The organism is Xenorhabdus aichiensis (genome assembly GCF_028598775.1).
In the GTDB taxonomy this organism is placed as follows: domain Bacteria; phylum Pseudomonadota; class Gammaproteobacteria; order Enterobacterales; family Enterobacteriaceae; genus Xenorhabdus; species Xenorhabdus bovienii.
In genome coordinates, this window is the sequence record NZ_JAQRFO010000014.1 from 56,014 (window position 1) to 72,170 (window position 16,157).

Sequence of the window (16,157 nt, forward strand, 5' to 3'; positions counted from 1 at the left end):
ATTAGAGTCGTTGTTAGCCCAACGACCATACTGGTAATTTTTATCAGACAACCGGCTTATCCCAGAACCATACTTGTAAGACCTTTCTCACTGACTGCATTTCTTTGGGAATTGATGTGACAGCATGCCAAGCTGAATCTGTTCTGCGAATAATCGCTGAGGTGTTCTTTTTCGGAGCAATTTCAACAACAACATCTTTTGGATCAGCAGAGCGTAGCAATTGCAGACATCCGCCCATTTCTGGAACCCAATCGTCCGTCAGATACATCAAATGGGTAACTATTTTATGGGGTTTATCCACATGAGGTTGAAAGAAAGAACCAGGGCCAAACTCCCAAAAATGTGCTTGAAACTGTAATTTACTAACATCATATTCGCTGACATCACTGATGCATTCACGATAATCATCTGACAGAAGATCCTCCGCCACCACCAACCAGATATCTGCCAGTTCATCGGGTGCGTAAGGCTCTGTTTCACCTAATTCCAAAAGAGGACGGGTTTTTACGTTATGTTGATACCATTCATCTGATCCTGTCTTGCCAAGAGCCTCTGCGAGTTTGCGCTGTGAATGGTAAGTCCAGTGGCTTACCGGAAACATATCAGCCGAGATCGTTTTCTGAAATGTGTTATCACACATTGCCCACGGTGAAGGATCATGGTTGAGTTTCATTCTCTTTAAAGCGTTTAGATTAAGCACTTCAGCCATTTAATAGACCTCCAATAAATAATGAATTAATTTTTGGTACACCTTTAACCCAGCTCTGGGCGTCGCCCAAGGAGATAATCAATCGTTTCTTGCTGAATCAATGATGGATTAAGATCAATCAGGGAAAGTAGCTGATTGGAATTACTGATCCCAACCAGAACGGAAACTAGATCTTCGCTTGCCAGTATCACTTCCAGTGCCAATACGGACGGGGGACGATTTAATTGTTTTGCAGCATGCATCAGTCGGCCGATTGCATTTTTTGTCCGAATATTGCGATAACCAAGACCTTTATAACCAGACAATGGATGCGTACAGGGAACATCCAGCACAGTACGATAATGTCCTCCCAGCAGCCCACGAGCCAAAGGAAGTGAGGCCAACAAGCCAAGCTGAAATTCCTTAAGAGAAGGCTTTATTTCTTCATAATCTGGGTAGTTCAGTATATTCAAGGGATTTTGTACGCTAGTCAGTAAAGCGCCTCCCATTGTCTGTGCGGTACAGCAGTAATGTTTGATTTCTGATGACTTCACATTGCAAATACCGTAACTTCGAATTTTTCCTTCTTTTACCCATGCTTGAAGAGTTGAGATAGTTTCTTCGATAGGAGTTGATAAATCCGGTGCATGTAACTGATATAAGTCGATATAATCTGTATTCAACCGCTTCAAGCTGTTGTTCAGGGATTGTGTCATTACGGTCTGGCTTGCCCCCCTTGCCGTTTCATCATGACCAAATTTTGTTGCGATAACAACATCATGCCGATACCCATATAACGCCCTACCCAGCGCTATTTCACTTTCACCTTTTCCGTAAACGTCTGCTGTATCAAAGAAATTCACACCAATATCCAACGCCGTGGAAACAATATGCATGACTTCTTTTCTACTGACTCCCAAACCAAAATGACTGCTCCCGACAGCCAATCGGGATACCCACAAGCCAGAGGTTTTCAGGAAACGTGAACTATAGTCGATCATTACCAACTAACCCTCATTTGCTGGACATGTCTATCAGCCAATCCTTCATTGATCAGGGCATCTATATTTCCTTCAGAAAGCGCTCGATATTGTGCAGGTGTCAGTTGATATTCTTGCATTACTTGCTCAGGGACATCTTCCCAGCGAGCTTGCACTTCAGGTTTAGAAACTAAATCATCCAGAAGATCATTCACATCTTTCGTTGTATTTTTCATAAATCAACTCTCATTCTCGTTAATATAAAATTTTTTCAATATCCAATTTTCACTTCCCATTTATGCCAGATAAATAGGTAATATTTTTCATTAATGATATTTATTGAATTAAAATTAATTAGAAACGAATCAAGTCAATAATAATATTACTTATTACTTATTACTTACTTACTTACTTACTTACTTACTTACTTACTTACTTACTTACTTACTTACTTACTTACTTAACATGAATCATGTAAAATATATTTTCAATTAACAATGACGTTTAATTTCAACAAAAGCAATTAGATTTTTTTGATGGTCATTAACTAAGAGTTTAATAGGCAAGATAGGTGTTATAGCCAGTAGATTTCAAATTGCAGCGTGACGGCAAGTGAGGAAATCCTCAGGAGTATAGATAACTCTATGATTGGTGTGAATGAACGCAACCAACAAAGCAGCAACTTGATCTGCGAAAAACCGCCTTTCTTGACGATTTTTCGTTTAGGGTAAAAATATGTCAACAAACAATCTGTTATTGATTAATAGAATAATAAGCTGATTCAAGGGAGTCTATATCATCTCCTTTCAAATAAGGAAGTAATTTTTCCACCATCTCTTCATCCAGATCATAGATTTTTAACGCCAACAATCTCGATATAACAGAGGGTTCAAAACGATATTTAATGAATCGGGCAGGATTTCCACCCACTACGGTATACGGAGAAACATCTTTCGTGACAATACTCCCCGCAGCAACAACCGCTCCCTCTCCAATCGTGACGCCAGGCATGATCATTGAACGCATACCAATCCAACACCCATCAGACAAAATCGTATCACCGGAATGTTGGTAGGATTCTTTAATACCTTCCAAAAAAGGATAGACAGAAAACCAGTCCATTCTATGAGTATGATTGCCTCCCATCAGAATGACAGCTTCTGATGCGATACAGACATAATTTCCTATGTAAAGCTTATCAACGACACCTAAAGGTTCCCACCCAAGACTGATTTCATCACCATAAAGATAACGAACAACACTCTTCTCAAAACTATCACTCCAACAGTGACTATAATAACTGTGCGTGCCTTTAATATTTATATTGGGGTTGGTTACTGTTGAATGTAAATACTCAACTTGTGACCAATGTTTTTGGTTTCCACTCATAAATAATTATCCAAAAAAATAGTAAAAGGATAGCTCAGTTTATCCACTTTAAGAGAAATTTCTCTTAAAGTCATATTCATGCTGAATTTTACCAGATTATATTATGATAGAGATTTATAATATTTATTCCCCATGATTGAACAACCTACTGACATAACTCCACAGGAACGATCACCATCTCCGTAGGAGATGGTTTTAGAATGACAATAAATACGTCAATTTTTCCAAAGCAATATGGCTGTTTGTTTTACCCGAATGAGCACTAACAAAATATAACAATGTCAGCATAACAGTCAGAAATTATGACAATAATCCCTGGCTTTGAAATATACGCTGGTAAATCTCACGTACAACCTGTTCTTTTCTCTGATTATAGTGCATTACCTGACTGACATTATCTTTGGCGTTTATCTTCGCAGCCATATATCGTTGACAATCTTCAGGATGTTCTCTGAGCCAATCGCGAAACAAAATATGGCGAATGTGTTCAGGACAATCTGGACCAAAAACATGAAGGTTGACTCGTGGTTTTGCCAACCGTAGGCAGCGATGTTGATAAAAACTCGGTTCACGCACCGTTAAGTCATAACCAAGCTGCTCCAGCGCCGGAACATAAGTTTGTTCCTGAATTGGATCTAGCACAATCAGATCGATATCAATAACCGGCTTGGCTGCAAGACCAGGAACTGCGGTTGAACCAACGTGCTCAATATGCAAGACAATGTTTCCCAGTGCTTTCTTGATAGATGCAGAGAGTTGCTGCCATGTAACTACCCATTCAGGATTATATGCCACAACACCTATCACCTCTTCAGCAGGTTTACCATGCACCCAAGGATTTTCATTAGGATCTGGCTCTGGAAAAAAGATAATGTCTTTAGGATTTATCATTAATTCACTCCTTATTTTTCTATCTATACCCAATGGATTAAAAGAGATCATATCCAATATGACCTCTTTGCACGATAGAAACATCACCCAACGCCAGAATTACTCTTCCAAGATGGGTTGAGGCTGTTCAATGGCCGGAGCATCCTGTCCAAAACCACGCAGACCAACGACATGTACATGTTCATGATTATTAAATATTTTACGTACTAATTTATACGTTGTACCTTTTTCTGGGCTGATGTTTTCCGGCGCTGCGATAATTAACTGCATCTGCAAACGTTCGCACAGTTCAAACAGCGTAGCGATTGATTTCGCATCCAAACGCGCCGCTTCATCAAGGAACAACAGACGGCATGGTGATATGTCTTTACCACGCAGACGCCGTGATTCCTCTTCCCAACTCTGCACGACCATAACCAGAATTGACATCCCTGTACCAATGGCTTCACCCGTAGACAATGCTCCACTTTCAGCTTTGAGCCAACCATCAGAGCCACGGTTGACTTCAACGTCCAATTCGAGGTAGTTACGGTAATCCAGTAATTCTTCACCAATGGTCTGCGGTAAACGCTGCCCCATGTCAATTTGTGGGTTCAGACGCTGGTAAAGTTTCGCCATCGCTTCCGAGAAAGTCAGACGCTGGCTCTTGAACAAATCCTGATGTTGCTCCTGCTGTTCGGAAAGCACATCCAGCAAGATTGAATGGCTTTCACGTACATTGACGTTCAAACGCACTCCTCCTACCTGACCAAAAGAAACAGCCTGCAATCCCTGATTCAACATGCGAATACGGTTCTGCTCGCGCTGAATCGTCTTGCGAATGATATTGGCCACACTCTTGGAACTGATCGCCAGTTTTTGTTCACGCGCCGTCAATTCTTCCGTCAAACGAGCCAGTTCAATTTCCATCTGTTCAATGGCATCAACCGGATCATCGGTACGGATAATATCTTGGCGGATACGCTCACGCAGATGTTGATAAACAGCAACGAAAAATTGAATTTTACGTTCTGGACGTTTGGGATCTTCAGACAAACGCAGTGCATCACGCAGGTGTTCATTATCTGCCACCGCCAGACGCAATGCCCCCAGCGCTTTATCCGACATTGAACGCAGTTCATCTCCATTCATATAGGCTAGTTCGCGGCGATGGAGGCGACGTTCGACACCATTGTCTTTCACCATCCGCATAACAGCACACCAGCCGGCTTTCGAAGAAACTACCTGCTCACGTTTCTGATAATAGTCACGCTCAGATTTACGCAATTTCTTCTGAAGGTTTTCCATTTCGGCTTCACAGAATGCGATCTGTTTCTCAAGCTGGTTGATGCGGGAACGATTGGTGCTCAAGGCAGCGTGAAGCTGATCGCGGCGTTCACGGGCACGACTTTCTGCATTCGGATCGGCCTGAACACCGATGTCTCTCATCTCCTGCTCAAGTTCCTTCAACATATCCTGCTTAGTGTCATAGGAACTCTTCAATGAGGCCAATACTTGATTAAATTGGGCGTATTGTGATTGCTGCTGACGCAATTGTTCACGGGCACGGCTGCGATCAGACTCCGCATGTTCAAGGCGCTGGCGCAATTTATCATTCAGATCAGCGTTGTCACTGAGCATTCCTACAGAATCGCTATAGCTGAAATGTGCGCGACGCTGCACCACTTCCGTCAAAGCAAAAGCTTGCTGTTTCGCTTTATTCTGGGTGTGCTTCGCCGTCTCATAATCCTGCTTCAACTGCTCATGCTGCTGTGGATCGCTTTGCAGGACAGAAACCAGCGGTTCGAGTTTGTTCAGTGCATGACTATGTTGTTGCAGAAAACGAGCCGAATCTTGTGCTTCACTCATTTCTTCACGCGCCGTTTCCACACGGTCAATCAGCGTTTCATCCAGCAAGAGGGTAATTTGTGGGATCAGGCGGTTCAGCGCTGACAGACTCTCTTTTACCTGAGCCAGTTTCTGGTGATGCTGTTGAGTCTGCGCTTCAAATTGAGAGAGTTCGCGCTCCAGTTCAGTTCGCTGCTGATTCAAACTACGAATATCAGCTTCTGGATCGTCATCAAATGCAACTGACAGATGTTTGCCTACAAAACGGCTGAAAGCCTGATAAGCACGCTGGATTTTCTGGACGTCAAACGAAAGCGTTGCATAGCGTTCTGCCAGCGTATCACGTTCAAAGTTCAGTATTTCCAGACGATTTTCCCTTGCAGCCCTTCCAAACAGCGGAACGTCAGGATAACGGGAATAACGCCACTGACGATCTGATGATTTCACCAAAACAGCATTTTTCCGCTCTTCGAAATCTAAAACGCTATCATCGAAGGATTGCGGATCACCTTCGATCAGGTAGAGATCTTCCGGGCAATCTTCCAGTGCTTCCAGATGTGGACTTACCAACGAAAGATCCGGCACAACTATGGCATGACGGGCTGGCCCGTACAATGCGGAGAAATAAGGTGCATCATCAATGGTGATGTCATCATAAATTTCTGACAGCAAAACACCACCAAAACGTTCCGCTAATACAAGCAATCTGCTGTCTTCGGCACCACTTGGCTGGCTCAAACGCTCAATATGCTTTTCAAGCTCACGTTTCTGTGCTGCTACATCGTCACGTTCGACGGTAGTTTCGCGTTCTTGCTCCAGCAATTGTTGCATGTATTCAGTGACATCATTGGCACTTTCGAACGTTTCGTCGCTCTGTTCACAAAGTTGGTTCAATGCATCCTGTGCCGTCAGCCAAACGGGTGCACGTGTTGTCAATCCCTGAATTTTCTGCTTAAGTTGTTCCAGTTGCTGACGCATCTGCATACGGCGCTCGCCGCTTTCACTGGCATTCAGGCTTAACTCTTCCAACTGGGCTTCCAATTCGCCCTGCAACGCTTCTAAATCTTCCGGCTGATATTGCTGGTTGTGGCGCTTACAGAATTCCCCCAGTAAGCGCTCTGCATTTTGCTGGCTGTTCAGGCGCTGTTCCAATTCAGCTAATTGAATACGCAGAGGCTGAACACGATCCGCCAGATGGCGTTGGGATGGCCATTCGCGCAGTACTTCACGGGCACTTTGCCATGCTCCGCTACGGCTCACCTCACCAACAATATTTTTCACCAGTTGATAAGCCTGCTCAAACTGACTATGGGCAGCATCTGCCACACTTAGCTTCTGCTCCAGCGCCAGCAAGGTTTCAGTCGCTTGTTGTTCTTTGGCCTGATAGGTTTCCTGCCACTCATCAGCATTCTCTATCAATAAATCAGGGAGCTGACAAAGCTCACGGGCACGTTCCAGTGCTTGCAGCGCCTGTTGATATTGGATCGAGCGAGTTTGTTGAACATCCAACGCCTGCTGGTAATCAGCAAGCTGGCTTTTTAATTCATCAACTTCCTGTTCAGCCGCCTCAGACACGGCGTCATATTCTGCCTGTAACTCTTTCGCTTCTTCGACAACTTCAGTCTGTTCTTCCAGCCGATAAGTCAGCTCTTCAATATCGCCTTGATAACGATCTATTTTCTCCTGCTGACGCATGGCCGTCTGAACTAAATTCAGATGATCGCTAGCCGCCTGATAATCCATCTCCAAATCAGAAGACGCACCACTCTGTTCCGTAAGCTCCCGTGCTATTTCAACATGGCGATACTGTTCAGCCACTAATTGACGGCGGCTACCAAACAATTCACTGCGCAAGGCCAAGGCTTCATCCAGATGGGTACGTCGCTCATTGGTATGACGCATGTAGTCAGCAGAAACATAAGCTGTCGCTTCCGTGATGAGATGCTTAAACAGATCGCGATCAGATTGGGTAACGCGGATTGCTTCCAGCGTGATGCGGTTTTCACGCAGTGCCGCCTCCATGTCCTGAAACGCTTTTCTAACGCCACTGTTTTCTGGCAGTAAGTAATCACGCAATGAGCGAGTAATAGCGCTGGAAATACCACCATATAGCGATGCTTCTATCAGACGGTAAAACTTACTACGGTCACTGGCTGAACGCAGGCGTTTTGGAATCACTCCCAAATCAAACATCAGGGAATGGTAATCGGTGATAGAGTTAAATTGTTTGAACTGAACGCCTTCCATCTCATCAAGGCGCTCTTTCAGCTCATTTAATGGCAGAACTCGCGCCTGACGTTCGCCGATATTTTCGGTCAATAACTGCGTTGGCTGTACCGATGCAGGGACACCCTGAATCATGAATGGTTTGATATCAACCTTGCGGTCACGCCCGGCAACCTGCTGTAAGCGAACCCCCGCAATGATCCGCTGGTGGCGAGAGTTAACGACATCCAGCGTGGAATAACAGACCCCGGCACGCAGTTTACCGTGCAAACCTTTATCACGGGAGCCACTGGTTGCGCCCGCTTCCGTGGTGTTTCGGAAATGAAGCAGCGTCAAGTCAGGGATCAACGCTGTCACAAACGCTGCCATCGTGGTGGATTTACCTGCACCATTACCACCGGATAAGGTGGTCACGAGTTCGTCAAGATCAAACGTTCTGGCAAAAAAACCGTTCCAGTTAACTAGCGTCAGTGAGCGAAATTTACCGCGTTCAATCATGACTGTTTATCCTCCGCACCTTCTGCTGAATGCTCTGATACTTCTTCGTGTTCATTATCTTCCTGCGATAAATTGCCTTCCACCGGCATCGCTTCACCATCACGGATCATTCGTAATTGTGCTTCGCGTGGGTCGTCACCACTGCGTACATCTGCACCAAAGCGGAATACCGTTTCAGTAATCGTAAATTTATTGCTGTCATTTTGCAGGAAATAGGCCATCCCCAAACGGCGCAGGCGGTTTAGGGAAGTCCGTGCTTTTTCCTGTAGTTTTTGTTTATCCAGATCGGAACCTGTCGAACGTTGGTTCACCAATTTCATCAACTTACTTTCGTCAGCGAGCGACAATAGCTCGTCATACAGTTCCTGAAAGGTAAATATTCCCTGATTGGACAGACGTTCTGGGCTGAGATAGAGGTAACACAGGATTTTACCTACCATCATGTCCATTTCAGACAGGACAGATCGAGGGATCAGCGTCGTTGAGCGCGGACGCAGGTAGAAAAAACCTTCTGGTGCACGGATTAACTCAACATTATAGCGAGCATAAAACGTTTCCAGCTCCTCCTGAAAATCCATCAGGAAAGCATGATTATCAAGATCATCCATCCCAATGTGACGCCCTGAACGAAGCTGGCTGTCTAATTCAGGAAAAAGTGTGTTGGATAATGCCTGAGCCAGTTTGACTGGCATAAATTGTTCAATATGTGTCGATGACATGTGCCTGCACCTTGGCTCCGTAATCATTAATCGCTAACCATTCCGCTGGCAACCCAGAGAAATCCGCTTCTGCAACGCCCAGCCGTACTGCCTGATCCACCAGAATACGCGCCACATCGAAATGGCGGTTGCGTGGATATTGAGCAAGGTAATCGCGCAGTACTGCCCCCAAATCTAATGGAAGCTTGGCCTGTTGATAAACCGCCAGCGCCTGCTCCACTATCTCGGCCAATTGTTCGTTGATTTCACTAAATTCTTCATATTCCATGTCTGGCGGTAATTCTCCCATTACCTCTTCATTGCGCAATGTCAGTTCTTCGTCGCGCATATCCAGCAAACGCTCTGCATTGGCGATGGTCAGCGCCCACGGATGATCAAAATAGTGTTGGATAGATTGGCGGAGACGTTGAGCAAATATGCGGTTCTTATCCATATCGATAGCGGTACGGATAAATTTGTGAACATGGCGATCATAGCCAATCCAGAGATCGATAGCCTGTTGCCCCCAACTAATAATGCGGTCGAGTTTACTTTGCAGATCAAAAACCAGTTTATCTACCAATTCTGAGCCACCGCTGCCCATATTAGCATCCTGAATACGCAGTAGATTGGCCTGTAATTTATCACCAGCAGCTTCCAGTGTATCCTGGAGCTCTCTCAATGTGCCTGACGTTTCAGACAGTAAATGCTCGCAATTAGCGATAGCAGCCTGCCAATCTTGGTTGAGGAGTGCAGCAATGTCTGTTTTTACGCTGTTTTGCTGTTCATCCATAGTACGCTGTGACATATCGATGCTGTCAAAAATTTCAGCGACAGAATATTTGAGCGGCGCAAAAACATTACGGTGCCAATGGAACTCATCGCCGCCTTCTTCAGCAGATTCAGCCGCCCGATGCAGTTCGTTGGCAACAATGGATAACTGCATGGAAAGACGCAACGTGGAAAATTCGCGCTGGCGAATATAATAGTCACTGATACCAATACCCAATGGCGTCAACCGATAGATAGCATTACCATCCGCTAATTCACTGGTAAAGCGGTTAATCAGCTTTTGGCGTACCATATCGTTAATGGCATTATTCGCCCGGACAGCAACCGCCTCTGACGTTTGTTCAAAACCTTTGCAAACTTCACGGAACGCATCAACCAACTCTCCCTCGCTCATTTCGCCATCAAAACGTTCGCTGTTCAGCACTGAGATTGCCATCAAAAAAGCCAAGCGTTCCGGTGGCAACGAAATCGAAAAATCATTCTTTCTGGCCCAGGACACAAGTTCAGGAACAGTCTGGGAATATTCACTCATAATTCACTCTTTAAAGTCGGCTTGCGTGCCATCACATGAATGTAACGCCCCAGGCTGATATAGGGCTCCTGTCTGCAATAACGTTGTTCAAGTTCAAGCAACGCCGGAAAATCTGTATTCTGTAATTGGCGGCTTTGTAGGTAGTCGTGAAAAACCCTGACGCCTGTTTTGCCTGTTATTTCCATATTGAGTTCAATAAGCCACTGATATACCTGTTCGGGTACTAATGGATTCTGTGGCGATAAAGAACGCTTTCGGCGACGCTGAATATTTGGCGTTGCCAAATGAAAGTTACCCAATATGGCATTACGCATGACCAGTCCATTAGCATTATAAAACATTAATGAAAGTGCTCCACCGGGTGTTATTATCTCCCCCAATGTTTCTATCGCATCTTTTTGGTCAGTGATCCATTCCAATACGGCATGAAATAGAATTAAATCGACGGGTTGTTTAATGTGTTGACCAATATCCTGTACCGGGCTTTGGATAAATTGCATCTGATGGAGAACACCCCGCTCTTGTGCATTACATTTCGCCCGCAGGATCATTTCTTCAGAGAGGTCACATAATATGACCTGATGGCCTAATTCAGCCAATTGGCAAGCCATGTTTCCTTCACCGCCTCCCGCATCCAAAATGCGCAGAGGGCGCTGAGGTAAATGATTCAGCAATTCGTTGATATCCTGCCAGACAACGGCCTGCCTGATTTTACCCTTGGTTGTGCCGTAAATATTACGTGAAAATTTGTCTGCAATATCATCGAAATTGCGATCCCGCATGAAAAACTGCCTCACTGATAAGCTAAGTTTAATTTATTTATTGAGTAATAATGCTGGCTACTGTTATTTTGGCACAGTAATCATTGAATTCACTACTTTTAGCCCTAAATTCGACCCTAGGCGGCTATAATTCCACCAAACCAAGGCCAATCAATGTTATTTCTGCTTAAAAAATATGTTGGCGCGCTATTAATGCCTTTGCCTTTGATTATTCTTGTTTCTTTGACAGCCCTGCTATTACTGTGGTTCACCCGCTGGCAAAAAACGGGTAAAGCCATACTGTCACTGAGTTGGCTTGCGCTACTTTTATTTAGTTTACAGCCGATTGCTGACAAACTTTTACTTCCTGTCGAAGGGAAGTATGTTCAACGCTATGAGCCTGACAAAGCATATACTGCCCCCGTAAAATACATTGTTGTTCTCGGTGGCGGTTTCACTTACAACTCACAATGGGCGCCCAGTGCCAACCTTATCAGTAATAGTCTGCCCAGAGTCACCGAAGGTATTCGGTTATATCACCTTAATCCTGGCACTAAAATGATTTTCACGGGTGGTAAAGGCGTTAATTCAATCAGTAGTGCCGAAATCGCTGCTATGGTAGCACAATCTTTGGGAATTCCTGTAGAAGACACGATTGCATTAAGAGAACCTTTAGATACGGAAGAAGAAGCTGCTGAAGTTGAAAAAGTGCTTGGGCAACAACCTTTTATTCTGGTCACTTCCGCCAATCATATGGAACGGTCGCTCAAGTTCTTCGAACGGCGTGGTATGCACCCTATCGCAGGCCCTGCCAATCAACTGGCTGTGACAACTCCACTGTATGCATGGGAAAAATACATTCCATCCGCCTATTATTTTTCACATACGGAACGAGCTTGGTATGAAACGCTGGGTAAAATCTGGCAGGCAATAAAGCCAGTAAATAAAGAGGCAACAACCGAGAAATCAGAGAACTCTTAATAGAAAACAGTGAGAGCCAAAATCATACTGAAAAAAGAGAATGCCGCTTCCGCGGCATTCTCTTTTGACTGTTATACCGGATAACGTGTTCAACACTCAGCAAAGGCTTTTCTGACCGCTTCCAAATCTTCAGGTGTATCTACCCCTGCACCTGGCGCTTGTAGCGCTTTCGCGACATGAATTTTCTCACCGTACCAAAGCACCCGCAGTTGTTCGAGCATCTCAATGCTTTCCAATGGGCTTGGCGCCCATTGCACGTAGCGACGGATAAATCCTGCCCGATATGCATAAAGCCCGATATGACGCAAGAAGTTATCCCCAACTGTTTCTTTTGACTGCATAAAGCGATCACGTTCCCACGGAATCGTGGCGCGTGAGAAATAGAGCGCATAGCCCTGCGCATCCATCACAACTTTTACAGCGTTAGGGTTGAATGCTTCTTCTGCATCTTGGATCTGCACTGCAAGTGTTGCCATTCCAGCATCACTTTCTGCCAGATTATCGGCGACCTGCTTAATGATTTGTTCTGGGATAAGTGGCTCATCACCTTGAACATTCACGATGATCTCGTCATCAGCAAATTGGTATTGCTCAATGACTTCAGCTAAACGCTCTGTACCTGAATGGTGATGCGCACTTGTCATGCAAGCTTCACCGCCTGCGGCAGTGACTGCATCAAAAACGGCTTGGTTATCTGTCGCCACAATCACCCGATTGGCACCGGAGCGGATGGCCCGTTCCATAACACGCACAATCATTGGCTTGCCATGAATATCAGCCAGCGGTTTTCCGGGCAGGCGAGTTGAAGCAAAACGCGCTGGAATGATAACGGTAAACATGAATTATTTTTCTTCCTCTGCTGGCAGGGCGCGTGCTTCATTTTCTAACAGCACAGGAATGCCATCACGGACGGGAAAAGCGAGGCGGTCAAGTTTGCAAATCAGTTCAAAGTTTTCTTTATCGTAATTAAGCTTACCGTGACATACCGGACAAGCAATGATTTCGAGTAAACGGTGATCCATATATCCCCCAAATGACGGGCTTCGAATTTAATGCGGTTCAGAATACCACAAGCAATGTATCACCGTTAACTCTGTTATTTTGTTGAATGTTGTGATGATTTACCAAGATTATCTACGCATGTTCACTTTAGGGAGTAAAGCACAAATTTCATCCAGTATTTTTTGCTCTTTTTCTTCTGGAAAATGTGCAGAAACCGGTAAATACCACCAATTAGGCTGCGCGAATTCGAAACATTTAACTGCATCTTTTTCTGTCATCAGCAAATTCTGCCCATCATCGGTCAAAGCCGACAATTGAGTTTTATCATAAGATTGATGATCAGCAAAAGCGTGTGTTTCCTGCAAAACAGCTCCCAACTGCTGCAAAGTTGCAAAAAAACGCGGTGGATGACCAATACCTGCCATTGCCACCCCATTGGGAATATTACTGACCTGACGCGATTCTCCCGTCAGCAGGTTAATCGCCAGTTCACCTTTTAGCGTCATGGGCAATTCGCCTGCTTCCGGTGTTCCTCCATTAACAATAATGGTATTGACCGTATTTAGACGACCAGCGAGTTCCCGCATCGGCCCTGCCGGTAGCCAGCAGCCATTACCGAAGCGACGGATACCATCAATAACCACAATTTCATAATCACGCTGTAAGGCATAATGTTGGAGACCATCATCGGTGATGATGATATCGATGGGAAAATTCGTTAATAACGCCTTGATAGCATCGGTGCGTTTCGGTGCGACCGCAACAGGTGCACCAGTACGGCGATGAATCAAAACTGGCTCATCTCCCGTTTGTGCCGTTGTCACTTCGCCTGTTACCAACAGTGGGTAATGTTCCGCTTTCCCGCCATAACCGCGAGAAACAACACCAACCTGATAGCCTGTTCGCTGCAATTGTTCAACCAGCCAAATGACGACTGGTGTTTTGCCATTCCCTCCTGCCGTCAAGTTACCCACGACAACAACAGGTACAGGCGCTTTCCAAGAACGGATCAATCCCAGTTTATAGCCTAAACGACGCAGACCGCTTATCAGCCCATAAAGGGCTGACAGTGGCAATAGCAAGATGTAAAGCCATGAACGGCCGAACCATATGCGTTCAATCATTGACCAAATTGCATCCGATGTAATTGGGCATACGCGCCATCTTTTTCCAACAGAACCGAATGATTACCTTTTTCGACGATAAAACCGTCTTCAACGACGATAATTTCATCCGCATTTTCAATGGTAGAAAGGCGATGGGCAATGACCAAAGCAGTCCTGTTTTTCTGCAATTCATCCAGCGCCGCTTGTATGGCGCGCTCAGATTCAGTATCCAGTGCTGAGGTTGCCTCATCCAGAATAAGAATCGGGGAATCACGCAGCAACGCACGGGCAATGGCAATACGCTGACGTTGCCCGCCTGAAAGCAGGACACCATTTTCACCAATCATGGTATCAAGACCCTGATCCAGTTTCTTGATAAAGTCCATCGCATAGGCCATTTCCGCGGCTCGTTCAATTTCTTCACGGCTAAATTTTCCTTCGCTGGCGTAAGCGATGTTATTAGCGACCGTATCATTGAACAAATGGACATTCTGCGATACCAGCGCTATCTGGCTGCGCAGTGAAGACAATGAGTATTCACGCAGATCATGCCCATCCAATATGATGCCGCCTTCATTGATATCGTAAAAACGAGTGAGAAGATTGGCAATCGTCGATTTTCCTGAACCAGAACGCCCCACCAATGCGACAGTTTTACCTTTAGGAATGGTCATTGAGATGCTTTTCAGCGCAGGATGATCTTTGGTTGGATAGCAGAATGTGACATTACGGAATTCAAGATCACCTTTTGCTTTTTTCAGCTCCAGCTTACCTTCATCTTTTTCCTGCTCCATATCCAGAATCGCAAATAATGTTTGGCAAGCGGCCATACCACGCTGGAATTGTGCGTTAACATTAGTCAGCGATTTCAGTGGGCGCATCAGGGCGATCATGGATGAAAATACCACGGTGATTTTACCCGCAGTCAGTGCGCCCATAATTTCCGGGAAACTGGCAGCATACAGGACAAACGCTAAAGCAAAAGAGGCAATTAACTGAATAATGGGGTCAGAAATAGACGACGCCGACACCATTTTCATGCCTTGCTGACGCATATGGTTACTGACTTTGTTAAAACGTTTAGTCTCAATCTTCTGACCACCAAAGATCAAAACTTCTTTGTGCCCTTTCAGCATCTGTTCTGCGCTGGTTGTCACCATTCCCATGCTGTTCTGCATATTTTTGCTGATATTACGAAAACGTACCGAAACAAGACGAATAACAAGAGCGACAATCGGAGCAATGACAATCAAGATCAGAGAAAGCTCCCAACTGTAATAAAACATCAGAATGAACAGGCCGATAATTGATGCTCCTTCCCTGACAACTGTCACCAACGCGCCGGAAGAAGAAGAAGCAACCTGTTCTGAATCGTATGTAATGCGGGAAAGCAATGTCCCCGTAGATTGCTGGTCAAAAAAGGAAACTGGCATTCCCATCATATGGGTGAACAGACGACGGCGCATCTGCATGACAACTTTGCCAGATACCCAAGATATACAATAACTTGATATAAAACCCGATATGCCACGCAAAAGCATCAGCCCGATAACAACCAGTGGCATCCACTCCAATACGCTCATGTCTGCCTTGCCAAAACCCTCATCAAGTAAAGGTTTCAACAAAGAAAGCATCAATGTATCACCAGCAGCATTTATAACCAGTGCAATCGCCGCCACTGCCAACCCTAACTTAAATGGTGTGATGAGCGGCCACAATCGGCGGAAGGTCTGCCAGGTAGAAAGGTCTTTATCATTCATTATTGAGTTACCAAAACCAAAAGAAA

At 45.0% G+C, this 16,157-nt stretch carries 14 protein-coding genes; 1 reads left to right on the forward strand and 13 read right to left on the reverse strand.

Features of this window, described 5'->3' with window-relative positions; all coding sequences use genetic code 11:
- Positions 1–43: 43 nt before the first annotated feature.
- From PSI22_RS08530 to cmoM, 9 genes are all read right to left on the reverse strand, one after another.
- Positions 44–709: a 2OG-Fe(II) oxygenase gene (locus PSI22_RS08530; RefSeq protein ID WP_273579379.1), complete on the reverse strand. Its 666-nt coding sequence runs from the start codon at positions 707–709 to the stop codon at positions 44–46.
- Between the two features lie 44 nt (positions 710–753).
- Positions 754–1,689, reverse strand: coding sequence for an aldo/keto reductase (locus PSI22_RS08535; RefSeq protein ID WP_051863150.1), 936 nt, complete (start codon positions 1,687–1,689; stop codon positions 754–756).
- Positions 1,689–1,904, reverse strand: coding sequence for a hypothetical protein (locus PSI22_RS08540; RefSeq protein ID WP_273579380.1), 216 nt, complete (start codon positions 1,902–1,904; stop codon positions 1,689–1,691). Before PSI22_RS08540 ends, PSI22_RS08535 begins: the two co-directional genes overlap by 1 nt.
- 517 nt (positions 1,905–2,421) lie before the next feature.
- Positions 2,422–3,057, reverse strand: a complete 636-nt coding sequence (locus PSI22_RS08545) for a CatB-related O-acetyltransferase (RefSeq protein ID WP_273579381.1) — start codon at positions 3,055–3,057, stop codon at positions 2,422–2,424.
- A gap of 300 nt (positions 3,058–3,357) precedes the next feature.
- On the reverse strand, positions 3,358–3,948 hold the full coding sequence (locus tag PSI22_RS08550) for a GrpB family protein (RefSeq protein WP_238125554.1): 591 nt from the start codon (positions 3,946–3,948) through the stop codon (positions 3,358–3,360).
- A gap of 99 nt (positions 3,949–4,047) precedes the next feature.
- Positions 4,048–8,499, reverse strand: a complete 4,452-nt coding sequence (gene mukB, locus PSI22_RS08555; protein ID WP_273579382.1) for a chromosome partition protein MukB — start codon at positions 8,497–8,499, stop codon at positions 4,048–4,050.
- The gene (gene mukE, locus PSI22_RS08560) at positions 8,496–9,218 is read right to left on the reverse strand and encodes a chromosome partition protein MukE (protein WP_038180004.1); all 723 of its coding nucleotides are present in this window, start codon (positions 9,216–9,218) and stop codon (positions 8,496–8,498) included. The genes mukB and mukE overlap by 4 nt, the downstream gene beginning before the upstream one ends.
- The gene (mukF, locus tag PSI22_RS08565) at positions 9,199–10,521 is read right to left on the reverse strand and encodes a chromosome partition protein MukF (RefSeq protein ID WP_273579384.1); all 1,323 of its coding nucleotides are present in this window, start codon (positions 10,519–10,521) and stop codon (positions 9,199–9,201) included. The genes mukE and mukF overlap by 20 nt, the downstream gene beginning before the upstream one ends.
- Positions 10,518–11,303, reverse strand: coding sequence for a tRNA uridine 5-oxyacetic acid(34) methyltransferase CmoM (gene cmoM / locus PSI22_RS08570; protein WP_038206312.1), 786 nt, complete (start codon positions 11,301–11,303; stop codon positions 10,518–10,520). The genes mukF and cmoM overlap by 4 nt, the downstream gene beginning before the upstream one ends.
- Positions 11,304–11,456: 153 nt before the next feature.
- On the opposite strand from cmoM, the gene elyC reads away from it, so the two are divergent.
- On the forward strand, positions 11,457–12,263 hold the full coding sequence (elyC, locus tag PSI22_RS08575) for an envelope biogenesis factor ElyC (protein ID WP_273579385.1): 807 nt from the start codon (positions 11,457–11,459) through the stop codon (positions 12,261–12,263).
- 89 nt (positions 12,264–12,352) lie between these two features.
- Here the strand turns inward: elyC and kdsB are convergent, their stop codons facing one another.
- From kdsB to msbA, 4 genes are all read right to left on the reverse strand, one after another.
- The gene (gene kdsB / locus PSI22_RS08580) at positions 12,353–13,102 is read right to left on the reverse strand and encodes a 3-deoxy-manno-octulosonate cytidylyltransferase (RefSeq protein WP_273579386.1); all 750 of its coding nucleotides are present in this window, start codon (positions 13,100–13,102) and stop codon (positions 12,353–12,355) included.
- Positions 13,103–13,105: 3 nt separating this feature from the next.
- Positions 13,106–13,285, reverse strand: coding sequence for a Trm112 family protein (locus PSI22_RS08585; protein ID WP_038180020.1), 180 nt, complete (start codon positions 13,283–13,285; stop codon positions 13,106–13,108).
- 108 nt (positions 13,286–13,393) lie between these two features.
- Positions 13,394–14,389, reverse strand: a complete 996-nt coding sequence (gene lpxK / locus PSI22_RS08590; protein WP_273579387.1) for a tetraacyldisaccharide 4'-kinase — start codon at positions 14,387–14,389, stop codon at positions 13,394–13,396.
- Positions 14,386–16,134 carry a lipid A ABC transporter ATP-binding protein/permease MsbA gene (msbA, locus tag PSI22_RS08595; protein WP_273579401.1) on the reverse strand — a complete coding sequence of 583 codons (1,749 nt, stop codon included), beginning with the start codon at positions 16,132–16,134 and terminating at the stop codon, positions 14,386–14,388. Before msbA ends, lpxK begins: the two co-directional genes overlap by 4 nt.
- Positions 16,135–16,157 lie beyond the last annotated feature (23 nt).

What these genes read in the sequence shown, in the direction of transcription:
- PSI22_RS08530 (WP_273579379.1), bottom strand. Translation starts at nt 709, where the DNA reads ATGGCTGAAGTGCTTAATCTAAACGCTTTAAAGAGAATGAAACTCAAC.
- PSI22_RS08535 (WP_051863150.1), bottom strand. Translation starts at nt 1,689, where the DNA reads ATGATCGACTATAGTTCACGTTTCCTGAAAACCTCTGGCTTGTGGGTA.
- PSI22_RS08540 (WP_273579380.1), bottom strand. Translation starts at nt 1,904, where the DNA reads ATGAAAAATACAACGAAAGATGTGAATGATCTTCTGGATGATTTAGTT.
- PSI22_RS08545 (WP_273579381.1), bottom strand. Translation starts at nt 3,057, where the DNA reads ATGAGTGGAAACCAAAAACATTGGTCACAAGTTGAGTATTTACATTCA.
- PSI22_RS08550 (WP_238125554.1), bottom strand. Translation starts at nt 3,948, where the DNA reads ATGATAAATCCTAAAGACATTATCTTTTTTCCAGAGCCAGATCCTAAT.
- mukB (WP_273579382.1), bottom strand. Translation starts at nt 8,499, where the DNA reads ATGATTGAACGCGGTAAATTTCGCTCACTGACGCTAGTTAACTGGAAC.
- mukE (WP_038180004.1), bottom strand. Translation starts at nt 9,218, where the DNA reads ATGTCATCGACACATATTGAACAATTTATGCCAGTCAAACTGGCTCAG.
- mukF (WP_273579384.1), bottom strand. Translation starts at nt 10,521, where the DNA reads ATGAGTGAATATTCCCAGACTGTTCCTGAACTTGTGTCCTGGGCCAGA.
- cmoM (WP_038206312.1), bottom strand. Translation starts at nt 11,303, where the DNA reads ATGCGGGATCGCAATTTCGATGATATTGCAGACAAATTTTCACGTAAT.
- elyC (WP_273579385.1), top strand. Translation starts at nt 11,457, where the DNA reads ATGTTATTTCTGCTTAAAAAATATGTTGGCGCGCTATTAATGCCTTTG.
- kdsB (WP_273579386.1), bottom strand. Translation starts at nt 13,102, where the DNA reads ATGTTTACCGTTATCATTCCAGCGCGTTTTGCTTCAACTCGCCTGCCC.
- PSI22_RS08585 (WP_038180020.1), bottom strand. Translation starts at nt 13,285, where the DNA reads ATGGATCACCGTTTACTCGAAATCATTGCTTGTCCGGTATGTCACGGT.
- lpxK (WP_273579387.1), bottom strand. Translation starts at nt 14,389, where the DNA reads ATGATTGAACGCATATGGTTCGGCCGTTCATGGCTTTACATCTTGCTA.